Annotated in this window: 22 protein-coding genes; 19 read left to right on the top strand and 3 right to left on the bottom strand. The window is 32.5% G+C overall.

From position 1 onward, the window contains the following. Positions 1–77 precede the first annotated feature (77 nt). The 5 genes from APR43_RS16670 (at position 78) to APR43_RS16650 (ending at position 5,748) form a co-directional block, all read left to right on the top strand. Positions 78–350, top strand: coding sequence for a hypothetical protein (locus APR43_RS16670; protein ID WP_053471439.1), 273 nt, complete (start codon positions 78–80; stop codon positions 348–350). A 165-nt stretch (positions 351–515) separates the two neighbouring features. Continuing rightward, positions 516–1,262: a 3-oxoacyl-[acyl-carrier-protein] reductase gene (gene fabG, locus APR43_RS16665; RefSeq protein ID WP_053471440.1), complete on the top strand. Its 747-nt coding sequence runs from the start codon at positions 516–518 to the stop codon at positions 1,260–1,262. 126 nt (positions 1,263–1,388) lie between these two features. Next, positions 1,389–3,416 carry a hypothetical protein gene (locus APR43_RS16660; RefSeq protein WP_053471441.1) on the top strand — a complete coding sequence of 676 codons (2,028 nt, stop codon included), beginning with the start codon at positions 1,389–1,391 and terminating at the stop codon, positions 3,414–3,416. A 395-nt stretch (positions 3,417–3,811) separates the two neighbouring features. Continuing rightward, positions 3,812–4,708, top strand: a complete 897-nt coding sequence (locus APR43_RS16655) for a LysR family transcriptional regulator (protein WP_053471442.1) — start codon at positions 3,812–3,814, stop codon at positions 4,706–4,708. Between the two features lie 74 nt (positions 4,709–4,782). Further along, on the top strand, positions 4,783–5,748 hold the full coding sequence (locus tag APR43_RS16650) for a YeiH family protein (RefSeq protein WP_053471443.1): 966 nt from the start codon (positions 4,783–4,785) through the stop codon (positions 5,746–5,748). Between the two features lies 1 nt (position 5,749). Here the strand turns inward: APR43_RS16650 and APR43_RS16645 are convergent, their stop codons facing one another. Further along, on the bottom strand, positions 5,750–6,580 hold the full coding sequence (locus APR43_RS16645; protein WP_240514962.1) for a hypothetical protein: 831 nt from the start codon (positions 6,578–6,580) through the stop codon (positions 5,750–5,752). Between the two features lie 291 nt (positions 6,581–6,871). Between APR43_RS16645 and APR43_RS16640 the strand changes: the two genes are divergently transcribed. Further along, positions 6,872–7,870: a zinc dependent phospholipase C family protein gene (locus tag APR43_RS16640; RefSeq protein WP_053471445.1), complete on the top strand. Its 999-nt coding sequence runs from the start codon at positions 6,872–6,874 to the stop codon at positions 7,868–7,870. Between the two features lie 586 nt (positions 7,871–8,456). Here the strand turns inward: APR43_RS16640 and APR43_RS16635 are convergent. Next, positions 8,457–10,547, bottom strand: a complete 2,091-nt coding sequence (locus APR43_RS16635; RefSeq protein WP_053471446.1) for an LTA synthase family protein — start codon at positions 10,545–10,547, stop codon at positions 8,457–8,459. Positions 10,548–10,748: 201 nt separating this feature from the next. Between APR43_RS16635 and APR43_RS16630 the strand changes: the two genes are divergently transcribed. The 12 genes from APR43_RS16630 (at position 10,749) to hisIE (ending at position 21,904) form a co-directional block, all read left to right on the top strand. Continuing rightward, a complete protein-coding gene (locus tag APR43_RS16630; protein WP_053471447.1) occupies positions 10,749–11,414 on the top strand; it encodes a response regulator transcription factor in 666 nt (221 codons plus the stop codon). Then, positions 11,415–12,821, top strand: coding sequence for a sensor histidine kinase (locus APR43_RS16625; protein ID WP_053471448.1), 1,407 nt, complete (start codon positions 11,415–11,417; stop codon positions 12,819–12,821). Between the two features lie 303 nt (positions 12,822–13,124). Further along, positions 13,125–13,982: an ATP phosphoribosyltransferase gene (gene hisG, locus APR43_RS16620; protein ID WP_053471449.1), complete on the top strand. Its 858-nt coding sequence runs from the start codon at positions 13,125–13,127 to the stop codon at positions 13,980–13,982. 155 nt (positions 13,983–14,137) lie between these two features. Next, on the top strand, positions 14,138–15,436 hold the full coding sequence (hisD, locus tag APR43_RS16615) for a histidinol dehydrogenase (protein ID WP_053471450.1): 1,299 nt from the start codon (positions 14,138–14,140) through the stop codon (positions 15,434–15,436). An 82-nt stretch (positions 15,437–15,518) separates the two neighbouring features. After that, positions 15,519–16,568, top strand: a complete 1,050-nt coding sequence (hisC, locus tag APR43_RS16610; protein WP_053471451.1) for a histidinol-phosphate transaminase — start codon at positions 15,519–15,521, stop codon at positions 16,566–16,568. Between the two features lie 176 nt (positions 16,569–16,744). Beyond that, positions 16,745–17,881 (top strand): bifunctional histidinol-phosphatase/imidazoleglycerol-phosphate dehydratase HisB, encoded by a 1,137-nt coding sequence (gene hisB, locus APR43_RS16605; protein WP_053471452.1) that lies wholly within the window; start codon positions 16,745–16,747, stop codon positions 17,879–17,881. An 88-nt stretch (positions 17,882–17,969) separates the two neighbouring features. Next, positions 17,970–18,320 (top strand): nuclear transport factor 2 family protein, encoded by a 351-nt coding sequence (locus tag APR43_RS16600; protein WP_053471453.1) that lies wholly within the window; start codon positions 17,970–17,972, stop codon positions 18,318–18,320. Positions 18,321–18,393: 73 nt separating this feature from the next. Next, positions 18,394–18,975 (top strand): imidazole glycerol phosphate synthase subunit HisH, encoded by a 582-nt coding sequence (gene hisH, locus APR43_RS16595; RefSeq protein WP_053471454.1) that lies wholly within the window; start codon positions 18,394–18,396, stop codon positions 18,973–18,975. 119 nt (positions 18,976–19,094) lie between these two features. Then, positions 19,095–19,820: a 1-(5-phosphoribosyl)-5-[(5-phosphoribosylamino)methylideneamino]imidazole-4-carboxamide isomerase gene (gene hisA, locus APR43_RS16590; protein ID WP_053471455.1), complete on the top strand. Its 726-nt coding sequence runs from the start codon at positions 19,095–19,097 to the stop codon at positions 19,818–19,820. Between the two features lie 103 nt (positions 19,821–19,923). After that, positions 19,924–20,679, top strand: a complete 756-nt coding sequence (gene hisF / locus APR43_RS16585; protein WP_053471456.1) for an imidazole glycerol phosphate synthase subunit HisF — start codon at positions 19,924–19,926, stop codon at positions 20,677–20,679. 21 nt (positions 20,680–20,700) lie between these two features. Then, the gene (locus APR43_RS16580) at positions 20,701–21,249 is read left to right on the top strand and encodes an STM3941 family protein (protein ID WP_053471457.1); all 549 of its coding nucleotides are present in this window, start codon (positions 20,701–20,703) and stop codon (positions 21,247–21,249) included. Between the two features lie 55 nt (positions 21,250–21,304). Further along, positions 21,305–21,904, top strand: a complete 600-nt coding sequence (gene hisIE / locus APR43_RS16575; protein ID WP_305728096.1) for a bifunctional phosphoribosyl-AMP cyclohydrolase/phosphoribosyl-ATP diphosphatase HisIE — start codon at positions 21,305–21,307, stop codon at positions 21,902–21,904. Between the two features lie 191 nt (positions 21,905–22,095). Here the strand turns inward: hisIE and APR43_RS16570 are convergent, their stop codons facing one another. Beyond that, positions 22,096–22,794: a carbohydrate-binding family 9-like protein gene (locus tag APR43_RS16570; RefSeq protein WP_053471459.1), complete on the bottom strand. Its 699-nt coding sequence runs from the start codon at positions 22,792–22,794 to the stop codon at positions 22,096–22,098. A 115-nt stretch (positions 22,795–22,909) separates the two neighbouring features. On the opposite strand from APR43_RS16570, the gene APR43_RS16565 reads away from it, so the two are divergent. Beyond that, the gene (locus APR43_RS16565; protein WP_053471460.1) at positions 22,910–24,565 is read left to right on the top strand and encodes a M1 family metallopeptidase; all 1,656 of its coding nucleotides are present in this window, start codon (positions 22,910–22,912) and stop codon (positions 24,563–24,565) included. Positions 24,566–24,619: the final 54 nt, after the last annotated feature.

The raw sequence follows: 24,619 nt of genomic DNA, 5'->3' as shown, positions 1-24,619 counted from the left end.
TTAGTTTTAATTTTTATTTTGGAGAAAGCAGCTCATTCATTTGAGCTGTTTTTTTTCTAATTAAATTATAAAAAACAATGAAAAAGTACCTTACACCAATAAATATTATTTTCGTTTTATGGGGGTTAATACTTCAGGCAGTATCATGGTTCTACCCAGATTATACAAGATATTATCTATATATTTCGATAATAGTAATTATACCTTTTGCGATTGTTAGTTTTATAAAGCAAAAGGAAAAAGACAGAATAGAAGGAACAAAAGAATTTCAGGCATCTATTTATAGAATGTTGTTTATGGCTGTGATACTTGGAATTATGTATTTTGTTACATACCAAAATCACATATAAAAAATTTAGTTTTGATTTTATTTTGAAGAAAGCAGCTCAATTTATTGGGCTGTTTTTTGTTTCCAATAAAAAGAAAATTCTGAATCAAATTTTGTATCACAAATTTTATTAAACGCTCAAATACTCTATATTTGTAATTCAAAAAATAAAAACGAATACCTTAATATGAAATTACTAGAAGGAAAAGTAGCAATCATTACTGGCGCGAGCCGCGGAATTGGTAAAGGAATTGCAGAAGTTTTTGCTAAACACGGAGCAAACGTAGCATTTACATACAGTTCATCTGCTGCATCTGCAGAAGTTCTTGAAGCTGAATTAAATAGTTTAGGAGTTAAAGCAAAAGGTTACCAATCTAACGCAGCCGATTTTAATGAGGCACAAGCTTTTGTTGATGCTGTTTTAGCAGATTTTGGAACAGTTGATATTTTAATTAACAACGCCGGAATCACAAAAGACAACTTGCTTATGCGTATGTCTGAAGCAGATTTTGACCAGGTTATTGATGTTAACTTGAAATCTGTTTTCAATATGACAAAAGCAATCCAAAAAACTTTCTTAAAACAACGTGCAGGTTCTATTATCAATATTAGTTCTGTAGTTGGGGTTTCTGGTAACGCTGGACAAACAAACTACGCAGCTTCAAAAGCAGGAGCAATTGGTTTTACAAAATCAGTAGCTTTAGAATTAGGTTCTCGTAATATTCGCTGCAACGCAATCGCTCCAGGATTTATCGAAACAGAAATGACTGCAAAATTACCAGAAGATGTAGTAAAAGGATGGAGAGACGGAATTCCGTTGAAACGTGGCGGAACTACAGAAGATGTTGCAAATGCATGTCTTTTCCTTGCTTCAGATATGAGTGCATACGTTACAGGACAAGTTCTTAATGTTTGTGGAGGAATGCTTACTTAATAGTTTGCAGTGTTCAGTTTTAAGTATTCAGTAAATATAGTCTGATAATAATAAAGAGAACACATTTGTTATAATTCGATTTCTAATGCTGATCACTAAAAACTGATTACTGAATACTAAATAAATATGACTACAAACACGATTTTATTATTATTACTTTCTTTAGTAATAGCGGGTGGTTTGTCGTACTTTCAATACTTTTATAAAGCCAAAAACAAATCAAATCTGATTTGGTTTTTGGCTTTTTTACGTTTTCTCGCCATTTTTGGATTATTAGTTTTATTAATAAACCCGATAATTTCTAAAAGTTCGCTCGAAATAACTAAAACACCATTAGCCATTGCAGTTGATAATTCGAGTTCAATAACAGCTTTAAAATCAGATAAAAAAGCAGTCGAATTATATCAAAAGCTAATTTCAAATCCAGCTTTAAAAGAAAAATTCGAAATTCAGTCGTATCAATTTGACGATGAATTTAAAACCTCAGATAAATTTGATTTCAAAGGAAAACAAACCAATTTAGACGAAGTTGCCAGGAATTTAAAAAGCATCAACAAAAACCTGACTTTCCCAACGGCTATTATTACCGACGGAAATCAAACTACAGGAAACGACTACGTTTACAGATTCGATCCTGCCAATAAAGTTTATCCTTTGGTTGTAGGAGATACAACCACGTTTTTTGATTTAAAAATAAATCAGCTTAACGTAAACAAATACGCATTCCACAAAAATAAATTTCCCGTTGAAGTATTCCTGCAATATGCCGGAGACAAAACCACAACTGCCGATTTTACAATTTCGCAGGGAAATTCAGTTGTAGCAAAAGAGAAAGTTTCTTTTTCTCCATCAAAAAAAACAGCCACTTTAAATTTGCTCTTACCAGCAGATAAAGTCGGATTACAGATTTTTAGAGCCAGCATTTCATCAAATGCAAAAGAGAAAAACAGCTATAATAATATCAAGAATTTTGCCGTCGAAATCATCGATCAAAAATCAACGATTGCAATTGTTTCGGCAATAAATCACCCGGATATTGCGGCCTTAAAACGTTCTATAGAAGTTAATGCACAGCGTAAAGTAATCTTGGTTAAACCAAATGATATTAATCAATTACAAGAAGCTTCAGTTCTGGTTTTATATCAGCCGACTTATGCTTTTAAACCAATTTTTGACAATAATAAAGCAGCCGGAAGAAATACCTTTATTATAACCGGAAACAGCACCGATTTTAATTTCCTAAATCAGCAGCAAAACAATTTAAACTTCAGAATGAGCGGACAAGTTGAAGATTATTTATCAGAATTTCAATCTCAGTTTAATTTGTTTGCGATAGATAATATTGGTTTTGAAAACTTCCCGCCATTGCAAAATGCATTCGGAACAATTTCAACAAACGGAAATGTATCCGTTTTACTTTCTTCAAAAATTAGAAACGTTTCTACCAATTCGCCTTTATTGGCTTTCGCCGAAAATCAAGGAAAACGAACTGCTTTTCTTTTAGGAGAAAATAGCTGGAAATGGCGTTTACAAAGCCATATCGACAATCAGTCATTTGAGAAGTACGATGTTTTTGTAGATAAGATAATTCAGTTTTTAGCAACATCAACTTCAAAAAAATCACTGGTTGTAACACACGAAAGCTTTTATAATTCAGGAGAAGAAATTGTAATCAACGCGCAATACTTCAATAAAAACTATGAGTTTGACGAAAAAGCAAGACTAACAATCACCGTTACAAATGCCGAAACCAAACAAGCTAAAAACTACGATTTATTAAAAGGAAATAATTCATTCTCTGTAAACTTAGAAGGATTAACAGCCGGAAAATATAATTTCACCGTAAAAGAATTAAATTCAAATACATCGTATTCCAGTCATTTTGAAATTTTAGATTTTGATATCGAAAAACAATTTGTAAATCCTGATGTTTTAAAACTGAAACAATTGGCTTTACAAACCAACGGAAAAGCTTTCTTCGAAAATCAAGAACAAGATTTAATAAATACACTTTTAGAAAACAAAGAATACAAATCAATCGAGAAAAATATTTCCACCAAAACTCCAATAATTGATTGGGTTTGGTTATTGATTTTGATTGCTGCTTTATTAACGACGGAATGGTTTGTTAGGAAGTATAATGGGTTGTTGTAGTTTTATATACATTATTATGTGAAGTCCCTACGGGACAAAATTGAATTTAAAACAATTGTTTTGCTACCGATATTTAATCTCTACGAGATTTACTTCGTTAATTTTTTTGCTGTTTTTTTGTTAAATAAAATTTTATCAAAAAGATCAACATTATAAAAAAACTCCGTTAGGAGTTTCAGGTCGGTAGAAAAAAATATAAACACCCCAATACATTTGTCCCGTAGGGACTATAGAATTATTAGGTTAAAATTTTGAGAATATATTAGTAAACTCCATTAGGAGTTTGATATCGGTAGAAAAAATATGATCAATTAAATAAATTTGTCCCGTAGGAACTATACTAAATTTAATTTCGTGTAAATTCGTGAAATTAGTGTTTCACATTAAATAACAATATGGATTTCAGGCTAAAAGTTTTCTACACCGTTGCGCTCCGTCTTAATTTTACTAAAGCGGCGACTGAATTGTATATTACACAGCCGGCAGTTTCGAAACACATTCAGGAACTTGAAGAAACCTACAAAACCAAACTATTCGAACGAAATGGTTCTAAAATCGCTTTAACTCCAGCAGGAGAAATTCTGCTAAAACATACCAAAGAAATCTTCGAAATTTACCGGGAAATAGATTTTGAAATGAGTTCGTTTATCAGCGAACGTCAGGGATTATTGCGATTAGGCGCAAGTACAACAATTTCGCAATATATCATTTCTCCCGTTTTGGCACGTTTCCATCAAAAACAAAAAGACATAAAAGTCAATTTGTTAAACGGAAATACAGAACAAATCGAAAACGCTTTAATCAATAAAGAAATCGAAATTGGAATTGTCGAAGGACAATCAAAAAATCAATCCATAAAATACATTCCGTTTTTAAAAGACGAATTGGTTTTAGTCTGCAACAGTAACAATCCATTTGTAAAACAAAATGAAATCTCGGTAAACGATTTAAAATCAATGAAATTCATAACTCGCGAACGCGGATCAGGAACACTTGAAGTTATAGAATTTGCCCTAAAAAATGTTGGTTTAAAATTCTCTGATCTGCAAATCGAAATGCAATTAGGAAGTACAGAAAGTATAAAATCGTATTTATTAAATTCAGATTGTTTTGCTTTTATGTCTATTCATGCCGTAAACAAAGAATTGAAAAACAAAGAATTAATTGTTTTAGATGTCGAGAAATTAGCAATTGAAAGATATTTTTATGTTATTACTTTATTAGGCAAATCAGATCCTTTATCAGAATTATTTATTCAAAATATTGCAAATCATTATAACTTGAAGTTATAGTCGATTGTATTTTACGATTGGCGAATTCCATTTAATCGACGGAACTTTGCAGAGTAAATATCAATTACTCTATTTTGAAAACGAAACAACATTCCGCATCACATTTATTTGAAATAAATCACTTTTTGCAGCAATTAATTTTTGCTGTAGTAATCTTACTGTGTTTATTTTCTATAATTTCTCCGCCAGTTGCTTTATTATTTGGTGTTATCATAGTGAATGTATTCGGAAATCCATTTGTAGAATTCAATAGCAAAGCCATAACTTTTTTATTGCAGTTTTCAGTAGTCGGTTTAGGCTTCGGAATGAACGCATCAAGCGCGTTTTCAGCAGGAAAAGAAGGATTTGTATTAACTATATTTTCAATTTTCAGCACCTTAATTTTTGGTTTTCTGTTAGGAAAATGGCTTAAAACCGAGAAAAAAACATCGCATTTAATTTCATGCGGAACCGCAATTTGCGGAGGAAGTGCCATCGTAGCAATTTCTCCCGTAATAAAATCAAATGAAAACCAGACATCAATTGCTTTAGGCGTAATATTTATTCTAAATTCAATTGCTTTGTTTGCTTTTCCATTTATCGGACATCAGCTTGATTTGTCTCAAAAAGATTTCGGATTATGGTGTGCGATTGCCATTCACGATACAAGTTCTGTAGTTGGCGCGGCCAATAAATATGGGGCAGAAGCCTTGCAAATCGCAACAACCGTAAAACTGGCCAGAGCTTTATGGATTATTCCAATTTCACTTTTAACAGCCGTTATTTTCAAAAATAAAAACTCAAAAATAAAGATTCCTTATTTTATTGGTTTGTTCGTTTTGGCAATGCTTATCAATTCTTACGTTCCGCAAGTATCGATTATTGCACCGCATATTGTAAATCTGGCTAAAATTGGTTTAACCATTACATTATTTTTAATTGGAGCAACTTTAAATGTAAATGCTTTAAAGTCAGTAGGAGTAAAGCCTTTACTCCAAGGAGTTTTTCTATGGGTATTTATTGCAGGTTTAAGTTTAGCGTCAATTGTTTTTCTAAGCTAGATTATTTCACATTAGAAAACTTTACAACGGGCTTACCAATCAATTTATATGATTTTCCCTTAAAAGAAAAACGTCTTTCAATCTCAAAATTAAATGATTTTTTAGTTTTTGCCATTGCAGCGATTTCATCCGGAGGTGTAACTTCAAACTCATCTTCAGCTTTTGCCGCTTTGTTGAATGATCCGCTGGTTTTAATAATGATATCTCTAAAATGTTTTTTAGTCCCATCATCTACAACTGTATAAGAACCAGACCAGGTTATACTTGAAACATTGGTTAACTGATAACTATTAGCTTCCAATATTGGCTGATATTTACCATCAAAACCAGCAACTAAGTATAACCAGCCTTCAAAAGGTCCGCCAGCACCGCCATTTACATGTAATAAAGTAAAAGCATATTGATCTTCGCCAATTTGCAAAAGTTTAGGTTTTGGAGATTGTGAAAAAGCACCAAAAGCAGCAACCGCAGGCTGAAAAGATCTCATTTCCCAAGCATTACCATTTTTAGCAAATTTTGCTAAACCTAACAAACCACCAGAAAAACGTCCGGTTTGTAAACCATCAGCATCATAATATGAATGATTAAAAGCCAAGATTTTGAATTGGTTTCCTTTAGAATCAGCATAATCAATGTTGGAAAGAAGTCTTGTTGCCACACCTTCAGAATAAGGAAACAATTGATCGCCTTCAACACCATTCACATCAGTAAAAGGCAAAGGTTTACAAGTTTTACATTTCCAGCTTATAAACGTATTGTGATCAGAAAGATTGTATAATTTTCCTGGAAACAGCTTTTGCATTGTTTTTACCCCGTCAATCGGGTCTTGCATTTTAAGAACCCGCTTGGTATTTAAGATAGTATCGTTAACGTTTTTTAGCTCTATGTCAGCTTCTTGAGCGAAACAAACGGAACTAATAAGAAGCAAAAAAAATAAATGTATATGGCGCATATTTATAAAACTAAAGTCACTAGCAAACTTACAAATAAAAATCTTTAACATGAACTTATATCATTTATATGGTTCAAAAACTTATAAAAGTTAAATTAACATATTCTTCAAGGGTAATCTTTTAAATTATCTTTAAATACGGTAACTTTGCCTTCCAAATACAAAAACAAAATGAAAAACTTCAAAATGAGGCCAAAGTTAATTGCATTCTTCGCATTAATTATTGGTTTTTTTACTTTATCATGGGGAATTGTAGGCCATGAAAGAATTAATAAAGCAGCTGTAATGGCTTTACCACAGCAACTTCAGGTTTTCTTTTACAACCACATTGATTTTATTACGCAGGAGGCTTCTGTTCCGGATATTCGTAAATATGCTTTAAATTATAAAGACGAAAATCCAAGACATTATTTCGACATGGAAAACTTTGGTTCTGCTGACAGTATTCCGCAGTCAATGGAAGCCGCAAAGAAAAAATATGATGCTAAATTCCTGAACGATAACGGAATTTTACCTTGGTATATTGAAGATATGATGGCGAAATTAACTAAAGCTTTTAAAGATAAAAACAGAGCAGAAATTTTATTTCTTGCTGCAGATTTAGGTCATTATATAGGTGATGCGCACATGCCATTACATACTTCTGCAAACCATGACGGACAATTGAGCGACCAAAAAGGAATTCATTCTCTTTGGGAAAGCAGACTTCCTGAATTATTTGCTAAAAATTACAAATTAAATGTTCCTCAGGCGCAATACTACACAGATGTTCACAAAGCAATCTGGGATATGATAAACGATACGCACAGTTTAGCGCAGCCATTATTAGATATCGATAAAAAATTAAGAACTGCAACTCCCGAAAATCAGGTTTTTAAAATGGATGCTGATGGAAAAGTATTGAAAAGCAAATACAATACTCCGATTTTCTCTGATGAATATGCAAAGAAACTAAACGATCAGTTAAACGGAATGGTTGAAAACCAAATGAAAAAAGCCATTACTGCAACTGCAAGTTTTTGGTATACAGCGTGGGTGAATGCTGGAAAACCAGACCTAAGCGATTTAGATTCACCAGCAGTAACACAAAGAAATAATCAAGCTTTAAAAGACGATTTATTATTGTTTAAAAAAGGAGATTTATTCGGATTGAAAAATCAGAATGATTAAATTTTTGTTTCAGGTTTAAAGTTTCAAGTTAAAGCCTCAAATTCATTTAGAATTTGAGGCTTTTTCTTTGAATCTTGCGTAAACCTTTGCGTTCTTTGCGGTTAACTAAGTTTTGGAATTATTGATTTAGATTGTAGATTTAGATTGCGTAGACGCACTGCAGTGCGTCTCTACGATCAATTCATGTCGATCAATTCATGTCAATATTTTTTGTACACAACAATTATGTAGAGACGCACAGCAGTGCGTCTACGTCCAGTATTTCACGCCCGCATATAAAAAATCAGTTTAAATCTGCCAAATCTGCGTGCCATTAACCGCATTTGGAATTTAAAAGATTGGAATTTAAAATTTTGATTTCGATTGTAGATTTAGATTTCGTAGACGCACTGCTGTGCGTCTCTACGATTAGTTCATGTGAATCAATCCATGTCAATATATTTTATACACAACGATTATGTAGAGACGCACAGCAGTGCGTCTACGTCCAGTATATCAAGAACGGAGATATAAAAATCTGTTTAAATCTGCCAAATCTGCGTGCCATTAACCACATTTGGAATTTGGAATTTCAGAATTGAAAATTTTACTTTTGGTATTTCTTTTCCTTCAACAAAAATGAAGCAGATTGATAATAAGAAATAGTTTCATTAACCAAATCTACATTGTGCTTTTTCAACGGCATTTCGTCGTACTCAACCTGAAACTCAGATGAAACACTATCTTTTGAATCTAATTTTAAAGCAAATTGTTTCACCTCTTGTTTAGGCGATAAAATAGTCAAAACATTATCCTTTATTAAACCCAAATCCTGATAAGTAGCAATAAAAGCCCTTGGTTTATAAGAAGGTTTTAAAACATCCTGTCCGAAAAATTTACTGTCGTAATCAAAATGCAATAACCCAAGAAGGGTGGGCATAAGATCAATTTGTGACATTAATTTATTGCATTTTTCAGGTTTTTCATTCGGCGTATAAATAAAAGCCGGAATTCTGTATTTGTCAAGCGGAAGCTCTGTTTTTCCCGCACTCGAAGCACAATGATCAGCAACAATTACAAAAACAGTATTGTTGAACCAAGGCTGTTTTCGAGCCATGTCAAAGAATTTTTTAAGCGCATAATCAGTATATTTTACACCGCCATCACGAGATTTAATATCGCCCGGAATATCAATTTTATTGTTTGGATAAGTAAAAGGCCTGTGATTACTCACCGTCATAATATGATTAAAGAAAGGCTTATTTTGTCCCGCTTCAGCATTCATCACTTTAATAGCCTTGTTGTACATATCCTCATCACAAACGCCCCAAACATTTGAAAACGTGATTTCTTCAGGAGTAAAACTAGATTTATCGACAATTTGATAACCGTTCCCAGAATAGAAATCCTGCATATTATCAAAAAAAGCATCTCCGCCGTACATAAATTTCACGTTATATCCTTTCTGTTTAAATACAGAACCCGTAGAAAATTTGTTCTTATTGTCTTCACGTTTTACAACACTTTCTCCGGCAGTTGGTGGCAGACATAAAGTAACAGCCTCAAGTCCGCGTACAGTTCGGTTTCCGGCAGCATACAAATTAGTAAACTGCAGGCTTTTTTGAGATAAACTGTCTAGAAACGGCGTTATATTTTCTTGATTTCCATAGGTTTTCATGAAATCAGCACTTAGGCTTTCAATCGTAATTAAAACCACATTTTTATGATTTTCGGTAGAATCGCTGGATATTTTTTGAATTGTATTTTCTCCGGAAATATTCGGAAACTGTTTCTTTAAAATTGTAAAAGCTTCCTGATTAGGCAGTGTTTTGTAAAATTTGAAATAATCTAATTTGTTGTTTTCAAAAGCCAAATAGAACTTATACAATCCATTAGACTGCAATTCGTTTACAAATACATTTTTAGAATTTTCGGTCTTCGCCAAAGTTGGAATCGCAGCAAGCGAAATGAAAAATAAAACCCAGTAAATTCCAGAGATTTTTACTTTTTCTGTAAAAGAAGGAATTTCGTTAATATAATTCTTAGACCTTTTTACTATAAAATAAGTAACAATCCCGCTAACCAGAAATAAAGCCGAAAATAAAGGAATTACAGGGTAAGACTGCATAATATTTCCAATAACTTCGTTAGTATAAATGAGATAATTAACCGCAATGAAATTGTATTTTACCCCAAATTCATTCCAAAAGAAATATTCACTCAATCCGTTTTGCAGAATTAGTAAAACATATAGAAAAATGACAAACGAATAAAGCCAAAATCTAAGTTTGGTTCGATATTTTGGCAGTAAAAGAAAAACTGTAAATAAAATTGTTTTTAGCCCTATAAAAATCAAGACAATTCTGGGTAAAGCGCCTCCGTATTCGTCAAAAATGCTTTTTCCCGAAGCCGTATATAAAAGTAATAAACTCAAAAAACCTAAAATAACATAGCCATACGGCTTTCTATATTTAGATTCTGAAAGAAAAATGAGATACAGCCAAAGAAAAACCGAGGCAATCACGAAAACAAAAAAATCTGAAAGTAATCCTAAACCAAAAATTTTCAAGCTTTCTAAAAACTTAAAAGAACTTTGCGTTATTGGATGAAAAATCAAAACAATTCTCAAGATAAAACTTATAGAAAAATAGAAAATTGCCAGATTATAAAATGGAGATAATTTTTTGAAAGAACTCATGGTATTTTATTTTCTGCAAAATTAATTTCGATTAATTAACAACAGATGAAGTTACCCTTTTACCTTACTTATTCTATCCTTAATGTTTGCTTAAGATTACGTATTTTAACCTATTGTTATGATTTTAAGAGGTTAAAAGTCTTAAAATCTATATCTTTGAAGAGTAAAAGAGATATTAATCCTGGATCAAAATAATACGATATGCATATTTTAATTGTTGAAGATGAGTTAGGAATTGTTCAGTTTTTAGAACAAGGACTGCGGGAAGAAGGATATAAAATTACAACCGCAAATGATGGCTCAAAAGCTTTTGAATTAACTCAGAATCATAAATTTGATTTAATTTTGCTCGATTGGATGATCCCTAAAATCAATGGTTTAGATTTATGCAAAGCAATCAGGATCAAAGACCAAAAAACTCCTATAATTTTTTTAACTGCAAAAGATACTGTTCAGGAAACCATAGAAGGATTGAAAGCTGGTGCAAATGATTACATTAAAAAGCCTTTTAGTTTTGAAGAATTAGTAGAAAGGGTTAAAATTCATTTTAGGAATAGGGGTGGAAACGAAACCCTTTCATTAGGAACTATTAAAATTGATCTTTCCAAACATATCGTTTTAAAAAATGATGAAGAAATCGCTTTAACACAAAGAGAATTTGAGCTTTTGACCTATTTAATTCAAAATAAAGGGAAAGTCTGTCCCCGAAATCAGATTTTAAAAGACGTTTGGGATATTAATTTTGAATACGATACCGGCGTAATTGATGTTTTTATGAACGCCATTCGTAAAAAACTCAAATTAAAAATAGAAGAAGATTATATCAAAACCATCCGCAGCGTAGGTTATATCGCTAATGACTTATAAATGAACCAGCTTTCCTTTAAAAACAGAATCGCCTTAAACTATATTATAACCACGGGTCTATTAATTTTAGTGGTTTTTTCGGTTATATATTCTATCGTAAAACATACCGTTTACAGTCACATAGACGAAAATATCAAAGTTGAAATTAAAAACCATTTAGAAGAAATCAAAGTACAAAATGGCAAAGTAATTCTTATTGATGAAGAAGAATGGGAAGAGCGTGAACACAATACTGTTGATGTAAATCCTGTTTTTGTGGAGTTTTTAGATTTGAATAAAAAAATTATTGAAAAAGCACCAAATTTAAAAACACAAGCACTTGAATTTCATGATTCTGTAGAAGATTATGAATTGTTTGATACCAAAATGGGGAATAATGCCATTCGGCAAATTCAGGTTAAATTAAATGTTCAGAACAAACCGATAGGCTATATTATTGTAGCAATGTCGCTGTCAGACTCAAAATTGGTATTAAACAACTTATTTGATATCATGTTTTTATCGTTTTTAGCGATTTTAATAGTGTTGTTTTTTCTGGCCAGATTTTTTGCAGGCAGAAGTATTAAGCCTATAAATGCCATAATTAATACTTCAAAAATTATTACAAAAGATAATTTGAAAGCGCGGATTCCGCTGCCTAAAACGCGAGATGAATTGTATACACTTTCCAAAACCATAAACAATTTATTAAACCGAATTGAAGATGCTATTGAACGTGAAAAACAGTTCACTTCTGATGCTTCACACGAGTTAAGAACGCCTTTAACCGTTATTAAAGGAACACTTGAAGTGCTTATACGTAAACCCAGAAATAATAAGGAATACGAAGATAAAATAAACTATTGTATAAATGAAGTTGATCATTTGAATATGCTCGTAGATCAGCTTTTAACAATGGCCAGATTCGATAATCAAAAGCAGCAGATTAATACAGAAAAAGTCTATTTAAATGCGATAATTTTAGATGTTTTAACGCTGAATTCAGAGAAAATAAAAAGTAAAAAACTAGATGTAAAATTTGATGCCGGAACAGATTTTTATATTCAGTCTGATAATTTTTTAATCATTACCATTCTTAGAAATATTATTTCTAATGCAGTAAAATATACAAATCCAGATGGAGAAATTTCGATTTTACTATTTAAAGAAAACAATAAAATAGTTTGTAAAATTTCTGATAACGGAATTGGTATTGCCAAAGAAGATTTAGAAATGATTTTTAATCCATTTTTCAGGTCCAATTATACAGAACATCCAGAAATTAAAGGAGTTGGTCTGGGACTTTCTATAGTAAAAAGAATTACGGAACTGCTTCATGTTAAATTTAAAATTGAAAGCGAGATAGGAGTAGGAACAACAGTAATTTTGGCTTTCAACAAAGATTCGGAAAACGTTTTCGTAAATTAAAAATTTTCAATAAAAACAGTACTTCAGATTTTTTTTAACAATAAACTATCGTTAAGTTATATTAAAAATTGCTTTTTTTAGAAATTAACTAGTATATTTGCAACCGAATCAAAGAATTATAAAACAAACCAAACAATGATTTCAAATCAATTACATCATCATCATTTTCATTATTGCTCTCAAGCGATGTGTTAATGGTATGCATGTAAATCATCATATTTTAAAACCCGTTTGAGTACATCAAACGGGTTTTTTTATACCAATTCTTTGTACTCAAACTATTAATCTAACAAAAAAAGAAAAATGAGTACTTTAAAAATTGCAATTCAAAAATCGGGTCGTTTAAACGAAGACAGCATTCAAATCCTTAAAGACTGCGGTATTTCAATCAACAACGGAATCGATCAGTTAAAAGCCGAAGCTTCAAACTTTCCTCTTGAAGTTTTATACCTAAGAAATTCAGATATTCCGCAGTATTTAATCGATGGAGTAGTAGATTTAGCCATCGTTGGCGACAACCTTTTAGTAGAAAAAGGAAAAGAAATCGAAGTTGTACAGCGATTAGGATTTTCAAAATGCAAAGTTTCTGTTGCCGTTCCTAAAACCTTCGAATACAATTCAATTCAGGATTTAGCTGGTTTAAGAATCGCAACATCTTACCCAAATACAGTTAACGAATATTTCAATTCTTTTGGGTTAACAGTAGATATTCACCAAATTTCCGGTTCTGTAGAAATCGCACCAAACATCGGACTTGCCGATGCAATTGTCGATATCGTTTCAAGCGGAAGTACTTTATTCAAAAACAACCTAAAAGAAGTTGAAGTAATCCTGAAAAGTGAAGCAGTTCTTGCCGTTTCACCAAAAGTTTCTCCTGAAATTCAAAAGCACATCGACACCTTAAAATTCAGAATACAATCTGTTTTAAGAGCGAGAAATTCAAAATACATCTTGATGAACATTCCAAACGAGAAAATCGACGCAGTTGGAAAAATCCTTCCGGTTTTAAGAAGTTTAACCGTTTTGCCACTAGCGCAGGAAGGCTGGAGCAGTGTTCACTCTGTAATTGATAAAGATACTTTTTGGGACGTAATCGACCAATTAAAAGAAGTTGGAGCCGAAGGAATTTTAGTTTGCCCAATTGAGAAAATGGTATTGTAAAAACAAAATTCCAATTTTTTAAATTCCAAATTCCAATTCTCGACAACAGCTTTGTGAACTTAGCGTTTTCTAAAACAAAAGAATAGAAAAAAAACCTTGCGAACTTTGCGGTAAAAAAAAAAGCACAAAGTTTAGCGGTTAAAAAAAATACAAGCATGAATAAGATAGACAATCCAAAACCAGATACCTGGTCTGAAATATTAAAAAGACCAACCCAAACGATTGATGATATTGAAGTTACGGTAAAAGAAATCTTCAGAGAAGTTCAGAAAAAAGGAGATGAAGCCGTAGCCAAATACACTTCGATTTTTGACGGAATCACTTTAGAGAATTATGAAGTTTCTGCAGCAGAAGTAAATGAAGCAATTGCATTGATTCCGAATGAATTAAAAGAAGCAATTCAATTAGCAAAAGATAATATTTACAAGTTTCACAGCGCTCAAAAAACAGAAAGAATTGAAGTTGAGACTATCGAGGGGGTAAATTGCTGGCAGGAAAAAAGACCAATTCAAAAAATAGGATTATATATTCCGGGCGGAACAGCGCCTTTGTTTTCAACAGTTTTAATGCTGGCAGTTCCGGCTGAAATTGCAGGCTGTAAAGAAATTGTGTTGTGTTCGCCTCCAGATAAAACAGGAAAAATAAATCCAGCGATTTTGTACGCTGCCAATTTATGCGGCGTAACTAAAATATTAAAAGTAGGCGGAATCCAGGCAATTGCAGGAATGACCTTTGGAACAAAATCAATCCCAAAAGTTTATAAAATTTTCGGTCCCGGAAATCAGTTTGTAACCGTTGCTAAACAATTGGCAACACAATTTGGTGTTGCGATTGATATGCCGGCAGGCCCATCAGAATTGTTAATTGTTGCCGATGATTCTGCTGTTCCAGCCTTTGTAGCGTCAGATTTATTGTCACAGGCAGAACACGGGACAGATAGTCAGGTAATTTTAGTTTCGACTTCTAAAAAATTAATTGACCAAGTTGAAAAAGAAATTCAATCGCAGTTAGAAGTTCTTCCAAGAAAAGCAATTGCCATAAAAGCCATCGAAAATTCGAAATTAATTTATGTTGAAAATGATCAGATTGCTTTAGATTTAATCAACGAATATGGTCCGGAACACTTTATTATCTGCTCTGAATATGATGATTTTTACTGCAACGGAATTGTAAATGCAGGTTCTGTTTTCATTGGAAATTATACACCGGAAAGTGCCGGAGATTATGCTTCTGGAACAAATCACACTTTACCGACAAATGGTTATGCTAAAAATTACAGCGGTGTAAACCTTGATAGTTTCATGAAATCAATGACTTTTCAAAAAATATCAGAAAAAGGAATTCAAAATATTGGCAAAGCTATCGAAATTATGGCTGAAGCCGAAGGTTTACAAGCGCATAAAAATGCAGTAACACTTCGTCTGAAGTCCTGCGAGGTTTCTAAAACCTCGTAGGTTTAAATAAATTTTCGATTTATAACCTTAATGAATAATACCTACAAGGTTTTAAAAACCTTGCAGGAGCAAAACTTAGAAAATGAATACTTTCGATATAAACACAATTACACGTGAAAACGTAAAGTCTTTAAAACCATATTCTTCAGCAAGAGATGAGTTTGAAGATTTTGATACCGCCGAAATGATTTTTTTGGATGCCAATGAAAATCCGTTTCAAAATGGCGTAAATCGTTATCCGGATCCGCAGCAGAATTCGGTTAAAGCCATTTTAGCTAAAAATAACAATACAAAACAAAGCCAGATTTTATTAGGAAACGGAAGTGATGAAGTTTTGGATTTGATTTTCAGGGCTTTCTGTGAGCCAAAAACCGATAATATTATCACGCTTCCGCCAACATACGGAATGTACAGCGTTTTGGCGAACATAAATGCAATCGAAAACAGAGAAATTCTACTGACAAATGATTTTCAGCCACAAGTTGAAAAGATTCTGGAAGCTGTTGATGAAAACACAAAAATCATCTTTTTATGTTCTCCAAATAACCCAACCGGAAATTCTTTTTCTGATGAAAGTGTGGTTAAACTGCTTCAAAATTTTAAAGGTTTAGTTGTCATTGATGAAGCTTATATTGACTTTTCGGACAAAGAAAGCTGGTTAATCGAAATTGACGAATATCCAAATTTGATCATTACACAAACACTTTCAAAAGCGTATGGTCTGGCTGGAATTCGTTTAGGAATCTGCTATGCATCAGAAGCTGTTATTTCGGTTTTAAACAAAATAAAACCACCATATAATGTAAACGAACTGACGCAGCAAAGAGCAAAAGAACGTTTAAAAGATTCTGAAAAAATAAAACAGGAAATAGCTTCAATTATTGAACAAAGAGAAGAATTACTTAAAGTATTACTTGAAATTGATTTTGTAGAGAAAGTTTATCCAACAGAAGCCAATTTTATTCTGGCAAAAGTAGACGACGCCAATAAAAGATATAATCAGTTAATTGAAAAAGGAATCGTAATTCGTAACAGAACCACGCAGCCATTATGCGAAAATTGTCTTCGTTTTACAATTGGGACAAAAGAAGAAAATGCTGTTGTAATTAAAGAATTAAAGTTATTGAAGTAAAGATATAGGCCACAGATTACACAGATTAAACGGATTATTTTTATTCTGTTTGTTTTAGATTTTCGCCACGAATTGCACGAATTAACACGAATTGAATTAGTGAAAATTAGTGTAATTCGTGGCAAACAAAAAAAATCATTTTAATCTGTGAAATCTGTGGCAGAAAAATAAAATATATGAAAAAAGTACTTTTTATCGATCGTGACGGAACGATTGTTTTAGAACCTGAAAATTACCAATTAGACAGTTTAGATAAACTGGAATTTTATCCAAAAGCCTTTCAATATCTGGCTAAAATTGCCAATGAATTAGATTACGAACTAGCAATGGTAACCAATCAGGACGGATTAGGAACGGATAGTTTTCCTGAAAATACGTTTTGGCCAACGCAGAATTTCATTTTAAAAGCTTTTGAAAACGAAGGAGTTGTATTTGATGAAATTTTTGTTGACAGAACTTTTCCTGAAGAAAATGCGCCAACGCGTAAACCAAGAACCGGATTGTTAACTAAATATTTAAACAATCCAGAATATGATTTAGAAAATTCTTTTGTTTTAGGAGATCGTTTGACTGATGTTGAATTGGCTAAAAATCTTGGTGCAAAAGCAATTTTCATGAATATGACAGATGGAATTGGAAGTAATGAAATTTCATCAAAACGTGAGGAATTAGACGATACAATTATCCTGCAAACAACAGATTGGAAAAGGATTTATGAGTTTTTGAAACTAGAAGCACGTTCGGCATCAATTACGCGTAAAACAAATGAAACAGATATTTATATCAACTTAAACCTTGACGGAACTGGAAAAAGTAAAATCGATACCGGAATTGCTTTTTTTGATCATATGTTAGATCAAATTTCGCGTCATGGTCAAATGGACTTGGAAATCCTTGTAAAAGGCGATTTAGAAGTTGATGAACACCATACAATAGAAGATACTGCAATTGCTTTAGGAGAAGTTTTCGCAAAAGCATTAGGAAATAAACTAGGAATTGAGCGTTACGGATTCTGTTTGCCAATGGACGATTGTTTAGCACAGGCTGCGATTGATTTTGGCGGAAGAAACTGGTTGATTTGGGAAACCGAATTTAAACGTGAAATGGTAGGCAAAATGCCAACAGAAATGTTCTACCACTTTTTCAAATCATTTACAGACGGCGCAAAAGCGAATTTAAATATCAAAGCAGAAGGAATCAACGAACATCATAAAATTGAAGCCATTTTTAAAGCTTTCGCAAAAGCCATAAAAGTAGCCGTAAAAAGAGATACCGAAAAGATGATTTTGCCTTCGACGAAGGGGATGTTGTAATGAATTTTGTTTCAAGTTTCAGGTTTCAAGTTGCTCAACAGAACGTGAAAGATGAAACTTGAAACCTGAAACAAAACAAACAAAAACTATGAACGCTGATAAATTTGCAAAAGCCTGGATAGAATCCTGGAATTCTCATGATTTAGACGATATCATGAAACATTATTCTGAAGATATTGAAATTACGACACCAATGATAAAACTCGCTGCGGGAATCGAAAGTGGTTCGCTGTACGGAAAAGAGCAAGTTAGAGCATACTGGGAGAAAGCTTTACATAAAATTCCAGATTTGCATTTTGAATTGATCGAAGTAACTTCAGGAGTTAATTCTGTTGCACTTTATTATAAATCAGTTATGAATAAAATGGCAATTGAAGTCATGTTTTTTAATGAAAACGGATTGGTAAACAAAATGATAGCTCATTATACGGATCTGTAAAATAAAATAATAGTATTAAATGATTGTAAGATTGAAGAGAAATCTAAAATCTAAAATCTAAATCTAAAATAAATTGAAAATAGTAATTATAAATTACGGAGCAGGAAATATTCAAAGCATTATGTTTGCTATTGAAAGACTAGGTTTTAAAGCCGTTTTGAGTAATAATCCAGAAGAAATTCAGGCAGCAGATAAAGTGATTTTCCCTGGCGTTGGCGAAGCAAGTTCAGCAATGGCAAAACTTCGTGAAAGCGGTTTAGACAGTTTGATTCCGAATTTGAAACAGCCTGTTTTGGGAATTTGTCTTGGAATGCAGTTGATGTGCAATTCATCTGAAGAAGGTAATACAAAAGGTTTAGGGATTTTTGATGTTGATGTTGTGAAATTTTCAAATCAGGTAAAAGTACCGCAAATGGGTTGGAATCAGATTTATAACTTAAAATCAGATTTATTTGCAGCAATTCCAGAAAATGAATTTATGTATTTGGTTCATAGTTTTTATGCTCCAAATTGTCCAGAAGCCATTGCAACAACGAATTATGATTTAGAATACGCATCCGCTTTACAAAAAGAAAATTTTTATGGAACCCAGTTTCACCCGGAAAAAAGCGGTGAAGTGGGAGAAAAGATTTTAGGGAATTTCTTAAAAATGTAAATTTTAAAATTCCAATTTCTTAAATCCCAAATTCCAATCAAAATATAAATTACAATATCAAAAATCAATTTCAATTTTTAGAATCTAAAATCTAAAATCAGAAATCTAAAATAATAAAAATGAGAATAATACCAGCCATAGATATCATTGACGGAAAATGTGTTCGTTTGTCCAAAGGTGATTATGATACCAAAATAATTTACAACGAAAATCCGCTTGAAGTAGCGAAATCATTTGAAGCGCACGGAATCGAATATCTGCATTTAGTAGATTTAGACGGTGCAAAATCAAGCAAAATTGTCAATTATAAGATTTTGGAACAAATTGCGTCACAAACTAGTTTAAAAATTGATTTTGGCGGCGGATTAAAATCAGATGACGATTTGAGAATTGCTTTTGAAAGCGGTGCAAATCAAATTACTGGCGGAAGTATTGCTGTAAAAAACAGAGCTATTTTCGAAAAATGGATTTCAGAATACGGTTCTGATAAAATTATTTTAGGCGCTGACGCGAAAGAGGAAAAAATCGCTGTTTCGGGCTGGTTAGAAGATTCAAATGAAGATTTGATTCCGTTTATTCAGGATTATCAAACTAAAGGAATTCAGTATGTTATTTGCACCGATATTGCAAAAGACGGAATGCTTGAAGGGCCGAGTTTTGATCTTTATGGCAAAATTTTAGAAGAAGCAAAAGGTGTAAAATTAATTGCTTCGGGCGGAATTTCAACTTTTGATGAATTACCTAAATTAGCTGAATTAGGCTGTGAAGGAACGATAATTGGGAAAGCGATTTACGAAGGAAGAATTACGCTAAAGCAACTTGAAAATTATATTTTAAATAAATAAGATTATTTCGCAAAGATGCACGAAGTAAAACACAAAGATTCACTAAAAAAATCTTTGCGAATCTCAGCGTTATCTTTGTGAATCTCTGTGAAACAACAAAAAAATGTTAGCAAAAAGAATCATACCCTGCTTAGATATAAAAAACGGAAGAACCGTAAAAGGCGTTAACTTTGTTGACTTGCGTGATGCAGGAGATCCTGTAGAATTAGCAGAAATTTACTCGGCAGAAGGAGCGGATGAATTGGTTTTCCTTGATATTTCGGCAACTGAAGAACGACGTAAAACGCTGGTTAATATGGTACGAAGTGTCGCGGAAAAAATCAATATTCCGTTTACGGTTGGCGGCGGGATTTCGTCTGTTGAAGATGTTGAAATTCTGCTGAATAACGGAGCAGATAAAGTTTCGATAAATTCATCGGCAGTAAAAAATCCGCAGTTAATTAATGATTTGGCTCAGAAATTCGGAAGTCAATGTGTTGTAGTTGCAATCGACGCCAAACAAATTGACGGACAATGGATTGTACATTTAGTAGGCGGAAAAGTACCAACTGAACTAAATTTATTCGATTGGGCTGTAGAAGTTGCGGAACGCGGTGCGGGCGAAATATTATTCACATCAATGGATAACGACGGAACTAAAAATGGTTTTGCAAACGAAGCTTTAGCTAAATTATCAACCTTAATCAATATTCCGATAATTGCTTCGGGCGGAGCCGGAAACATACAGCATTTCGTAGATTCATTTAAAGAAGGAAAAGCAGATGCGGCTTTGGCAGCGAGTGTTTTTCACTTTAAAGAAATTGAGATAAAAGCTTTAAAACAAGAACTTAGAGGTAATGGTATTGTAGTTAGACTTTAGGAAAGTCAGATAATAATATTTATGGAAGATAAAGAAAGTATAGAAATTTTTGGAAGTACGGGTAAATTGATAAAACTATTGTTTTTTTCAATCTTATTTTTAATTGTCAGCCTTTGGATATTAGTATATCAGCCTACTGTTCGTAATGTAATCGTTAATAATTTTATAATAAAAAATGGTGCTTCAATTTTAGGTCTATTCATGGGATTGTTTGGAATCTATTTCAGTACAAAAAAGTTATTTGATAAAAAACCAGTCGTTGTTATTGATGCTATTGGAATTATAGATAATTCATCAGCAGTATCGCTTGGGAGAATTTTATGGGAAGACATTGATGCAATTAAAGAAATTACAGTTGTAAATCAAAAATTCATTAAAATTTATCTTAAAAATCCTGAAGATTATATAAGTAAAGAAACTAATGTGATTAAAAGGAATATGATAAAAATGAATTTAAAGCAATCAGGCTCTCCTGTTAGTATTTCAGTTAATGGACTAAAAATATCTTTTAATGAGTTGAAGAATATATTAATACAAAAATTTGAAGAAATTCAAGTAACTAAAAATTAGAACAAAATAATATAAGAGTTCAGAATCTAAAATCTAAACTCAAAAATCTAAAATAATAATGAACATAGATATAAAAAGCTCACACGGATTAATTCCAGCAATAATTCAGGATTCAGAAACTAAAAATGTTTTGATGCTGGGTTACATGAACGAAGAATCGCTTCAAAAAACAATAGAAACACAAAAAGTAACTTTCTTCAGCCGATCTAAACAAAGACTTTGGACAAAAGGCGAGGAGAGTGGTAACTTTTTAAATTTGGTAAGTATTAAAAATGACTGCGACGGTGATACGCTTTTGATTCAGGCAAAACCTGTCGGGCCAACATGTCACACGGGCGCAGATACTTGCTGGCAGGAAGAAAACAAAGAAAATTACGGTTTCATTTCTCAATTAGAAAACACAATCAAAATCCGCAGAGAAAATGCCGATTCTGAGAAAAGTTATGTAGCTTCTTTATTCGAAAAAGGAATCAATAAAATTGCCCAAAAAGTTGGTGAAGAAGCTGTAGAAGTTGTCATAGAAGCAAAAGATGATAACGATGATTTATTTCTTAGCGAAAGCGCTGATTTACTTTTTCATTATTTGATTTTATTGCAGGCAAAAGGTTTTCAATTGAATGACGTTGTTGATGTTTTAAAGAAACGTCAGAAGTAACACAAAGTTTGTTATAACCCAATCTTGTCAGACTGAGCGAAGTCGAAGTCCCGCAAAGTGATTCAGCAAACGGGACTTCGACTTCGCTCAGTCTGACAAAAAATGCGATTAACAAAAAAAGGAAAAAAATCCGTATATATCCGCGCTTTCGCATAGCGAATCCGTGTCATCCGCGAGCCATCTCACAAAGCTTACTCCACAAACTCAAAAACCGCAAATTCTTCCGGGTGATGAAATCCAAATTTCAAACTTTTATAATCCTGTAAAGCAAGATATTCGGTTGTATTACCGTAATCAATTCTAAAAGTATTGGCTTTCCATTTTGTACCCATTTTTGGTTTAGAGAAATTTCCATTTTCTATTTTTTCTAAGCTTGAAAAAGGGATTTTAATTTCGGTATCAAAACCTTCGGGAATTATTTTGCTGACAGCTTCTAATCCTTCAATATCAAATTTCATTGCCGTTTTCCAGCCTCCACATTCGGGCGAAATACACTTTATAAGCATATCATAATTGGTAGAAAAAGCATTTACGCCGATTTCAAGATAGTTTTTTCCGTCACCATCAGGATCAATAAAAACTTCCACTAAATCATCAGCTTCATAGATTTTAGAATCTTTTTTCTGAGCCTTTCCAACTATTTTCGAATCTATAGAATGATAGGCGATATAAAGGTTTTCATCATTCCACGAAAGTGAAACCATTGTATTTTGAGTAGCCTTTTCACCGGAATTATGAATTACAAACGGACCTAAAAAAGGTGTTTTCCAATCGGTTAAATCTCCGTCAATTGTTATTTTATCGGTTGTTTTGTAAACAGGAAATGTCTGGGAATAATTATGTATTGAATAAAAGAATATCAAAAGGTATAAAAACGAGCTAAATTTCATAAAACTGGTAAATTTTAGCTAAAATAAAAAAACAATACTGTTTATGAATACAAATCTGTAACATAAATTAAAAAAATATACTAATATTATAACTAATTCAAAAACTTAATTTATAATGAAAAAATACGTTGGAAGTGTTATAGCAGCTTTTCTAATTGGTTTTTCTGCCAATGCTCAAGGACTTATGAATAAGTCTGAAACCGTTTTCACACATCAGGATACTTTACGCGGAAGCATTACAAAAGAAAGAGCCTGGTGGGATTTGAAATATTATCATCTTGATATAAAAGTAAATCCTGCAGATAAAACAATAACAGGTTCAAATACGGTACGTTATACTGTTTTAACAGAAAATAACAGAATGCAGATCGATTTGCAGGAACCAATGAAGATTACGAAAGTAACGCAAAACGGAAAAGAATTAAAATTTGAAAGAGACGGGAATGCATTCTTCATCACTTTAACTGAAAATCAAAAAGTTGGCGAAACTAAAGAAATAATAGTTTCTTTTGGCGGAGTGCCTAAAGAAGCTGTTAGACCGCCGTGGGACGGAGGAATTACTTGGCAGAAAGATAAAAACGGAAAAGATTTCATCGCTTCATCTTGTCAGGGTTTAGGCGCGAGCGTTTGGTGGCCTTGCAAAGATCATATGTATGATGAAGTCGAAAATATGTTAATCAGCGTGAATGTTCCGGGGCACTTGACCGATGTTTCAAACGGAAGATTACAAAGCGTAAAAAAACAAAAAGACGGAACTAAAACCTTTAATTGGTATGTTTCGAACCCAATTAATAATTACGGTGTCAATATCAATATTGCAGACTACGTTAATTTTTCTGAGAAATTTAAAGGAGAAAAAGGCGATTTAGACTGTAATTATTATGTTTTGAGAGATAATCTTGAAATTGCTAAAAAACATTTTCAGGATGCACCAAAAATGCTGAAAGCTTTTGAAAGCTGGTTTGGACCTTATCCGTTTTACGAAGACAGTTATAAATTAGTTGAAGTTCCGTATTTAGGAATGGAACACCAAAGTTCTGTGACTTACGGAAATGACTATCAAAATGGTTATAAAGGAAACGATATGAGCGGAACAGGCTGGGGATTAAAATTTGATTATATTATTATTCACGAGTCTGGACATGAGTGGTTTGCAAACAATATTACCTATAAAGACATTGCAGATATGTGGATTCACGAGAGTTTTACAACGTATTCTGAATCACTTTTTATTGAGTATTATTACGGAAAAGACGCCGCAAATGAATATATAAGAGGAATTAGAAAAGTGATTACCAATAAAAAACCAATTATTGGCTATTATGATGTAAATGTTGAAGGATCTGGCGATATGTATCCAAAAGGTGCAAATATAATTCATACGATTCGTCAGGTTATAAATGATGATGCCAAATTCAAATCGATTTTGAGAGGAATGAATAAAACTTTTTACCATCAAACAGTTACTACAAAACAAATTGAAGATTATATAAGTAAAGAGTCAGGAATCAATTTTAGTCCGGTTTTTGATCAGTATCTAAGAACGGCTCAGGTTCCAACTTTTGAATATTATATTAAAAATCAAAAATTGGTTTATCACTGGATCAATTGTGTAGAGAATTTTGATCTTCCTTTAAAAGTTACTTTAAACGGTGTTGAAACGTGGTTAAAACCAACAACAGACTGGAAAGCAGAAAATGTAAAGGATGATAAATCTACTTTGGTTGTAGATAAAAACTTTTACGTGACAGAATTTAATATTACCAATTAAACTTCGGAAAATAATTAAAAATTGAAACCCAATAAATTTCTTATTTATTGGGTT

The organism is Flavobacterium sp. NLM, from assembly GCF_002210235.1.
In the GTDB taxonomy this organism is placed as follows: Bacteria; Bacteroidota; Bacteroidia; order Flavobacteriales; family Flavobacteriaceae; genus Flavobacterium; species Flavobacterium panici.
The sequence above is the reverse complement of the archived record's forward strand: the minus strand, read 5'-3'. Positions and strand labels throughout refer to the sequence as shown.

Coding starts and splice junctions, on each gene's coding strand:
- APR43_RS16670 (WP_053471439.1), top strand. CDS start 78: ATGAAAAAGTACCTTACACCAATAAATATTATTTTCGTTTTATGGGGG.
- fabG (WP_053471440.1), top strand. CDS start 516: ATGAAATTACTAGAAGGAAAAGTAGCAATCATTACTGGCGCGAGCCGC.
- APR43_RS16660 (WP_053471441.1), top strand. CDS start 1,389: ATGACTACAAACACGATTTTATTATTATTACTTTCTTTAGTAATAGCG.
- APR43_RS16655 (WP_053471442.1), top strand. CDS start 3,812: ATGGATTTCAGGCTAAAAGTTTTCTACACCGTTGCGCTCCGTCTTAAT.
- APR43_RS16645 (WP_240514962.1), bottom strand. CDS start 6,580: ATGCAAGACCCGATTGACGGGGTAAAAACAATGCAAAAGCTGTTTCCA.
- APR43_RS16640 (WP_053471445.1), top strand. CDS start 6,872: ATGAAAAACTTCAAAATGAGGCCAAAGTTAATTGCATTCTTCGCATTA.
- APR43_RS16635 (WP_053471446.1), bottom strand. CDS start 10,547: ATGAGTTCTTTCAAAAAATTATCTCCATTTTATAATCTGGCAATTTTC.
- APR43_RS16630 (WP_053471447.1), top strand. CDS start 10,749: ATGCATATTTTAATTGTTGAAGATGAGTTAGGAATTGTTCAGTTTTTA.
- APR43_RS16625 (WP_053471448.1), top strand. CDS start 11,415: ATGAACCAGCTTTCCTTTAAAAACAGAATCGCCTTAAACTATATTATA.
- hisG (WP_053471449.1), top strand. CDS start 13,125: ATGAGTACTTTAAAAATTGCAATTCAAAAATCGGGTCGTTTAAACGAA.
- hisD (WP_053471450.1), top strand. CDS start 14,138: ATGAATAAGATAGACAATCCAAAACCAGATACCTGGTCTGAAATATTA.
- hisC (WP_053471451.1), top strand. CDS start 15,519: ATGAATACTTTCGATATAAACACAATTACACGTGAAAACGTAAAGTCT.
- hisB (WP_053471452.1), top strand. CDS start 16,745: ATGAAAAAAGTACTTTTTATCGATCGTGACGGAACGATTGTTTTAGAA.
- APR43_RS16600 (WP_053471453.1), top strand. CDS start 17,970: ATGAACGCTGATAAATTTGCAAAAGCCTGGATAGAATCCTGGAATTCT.
- hisA (WP_053471455.1), top strand. CDS start 19,095: ATGAGAATAATACCAGCCATAGATATCATTGACGGAAAATGTGTTCGT.
- hisF (WP_053471456.1), top strand. CDS start 19,924: ATGTTAGCAAAAAGAATCATACCCTGCTTAGATATAAAAAACGGAAGA.
- APR43_RS16580 (WP_053471457.1), top strand. CDS start 20,701: ATGGAAGATAAAGAAAGTATAGAAATTTTTGGAAGTACGGGTAAATTG.
- APR43_RS16570 (WP_053471459.1), bottom strand. CDS start 22,794: ATGAAATTTAGCTCGTTTTTATACCTTTTGATATTCTTTTATTCAATA.
- APR43_RS16565 (WP_053471460.1), top strand. CDS start 22,910: ATGAAAAAATACGTTGGAAGTGTTATAGCAGCTTTTCTAATTGGTTTT.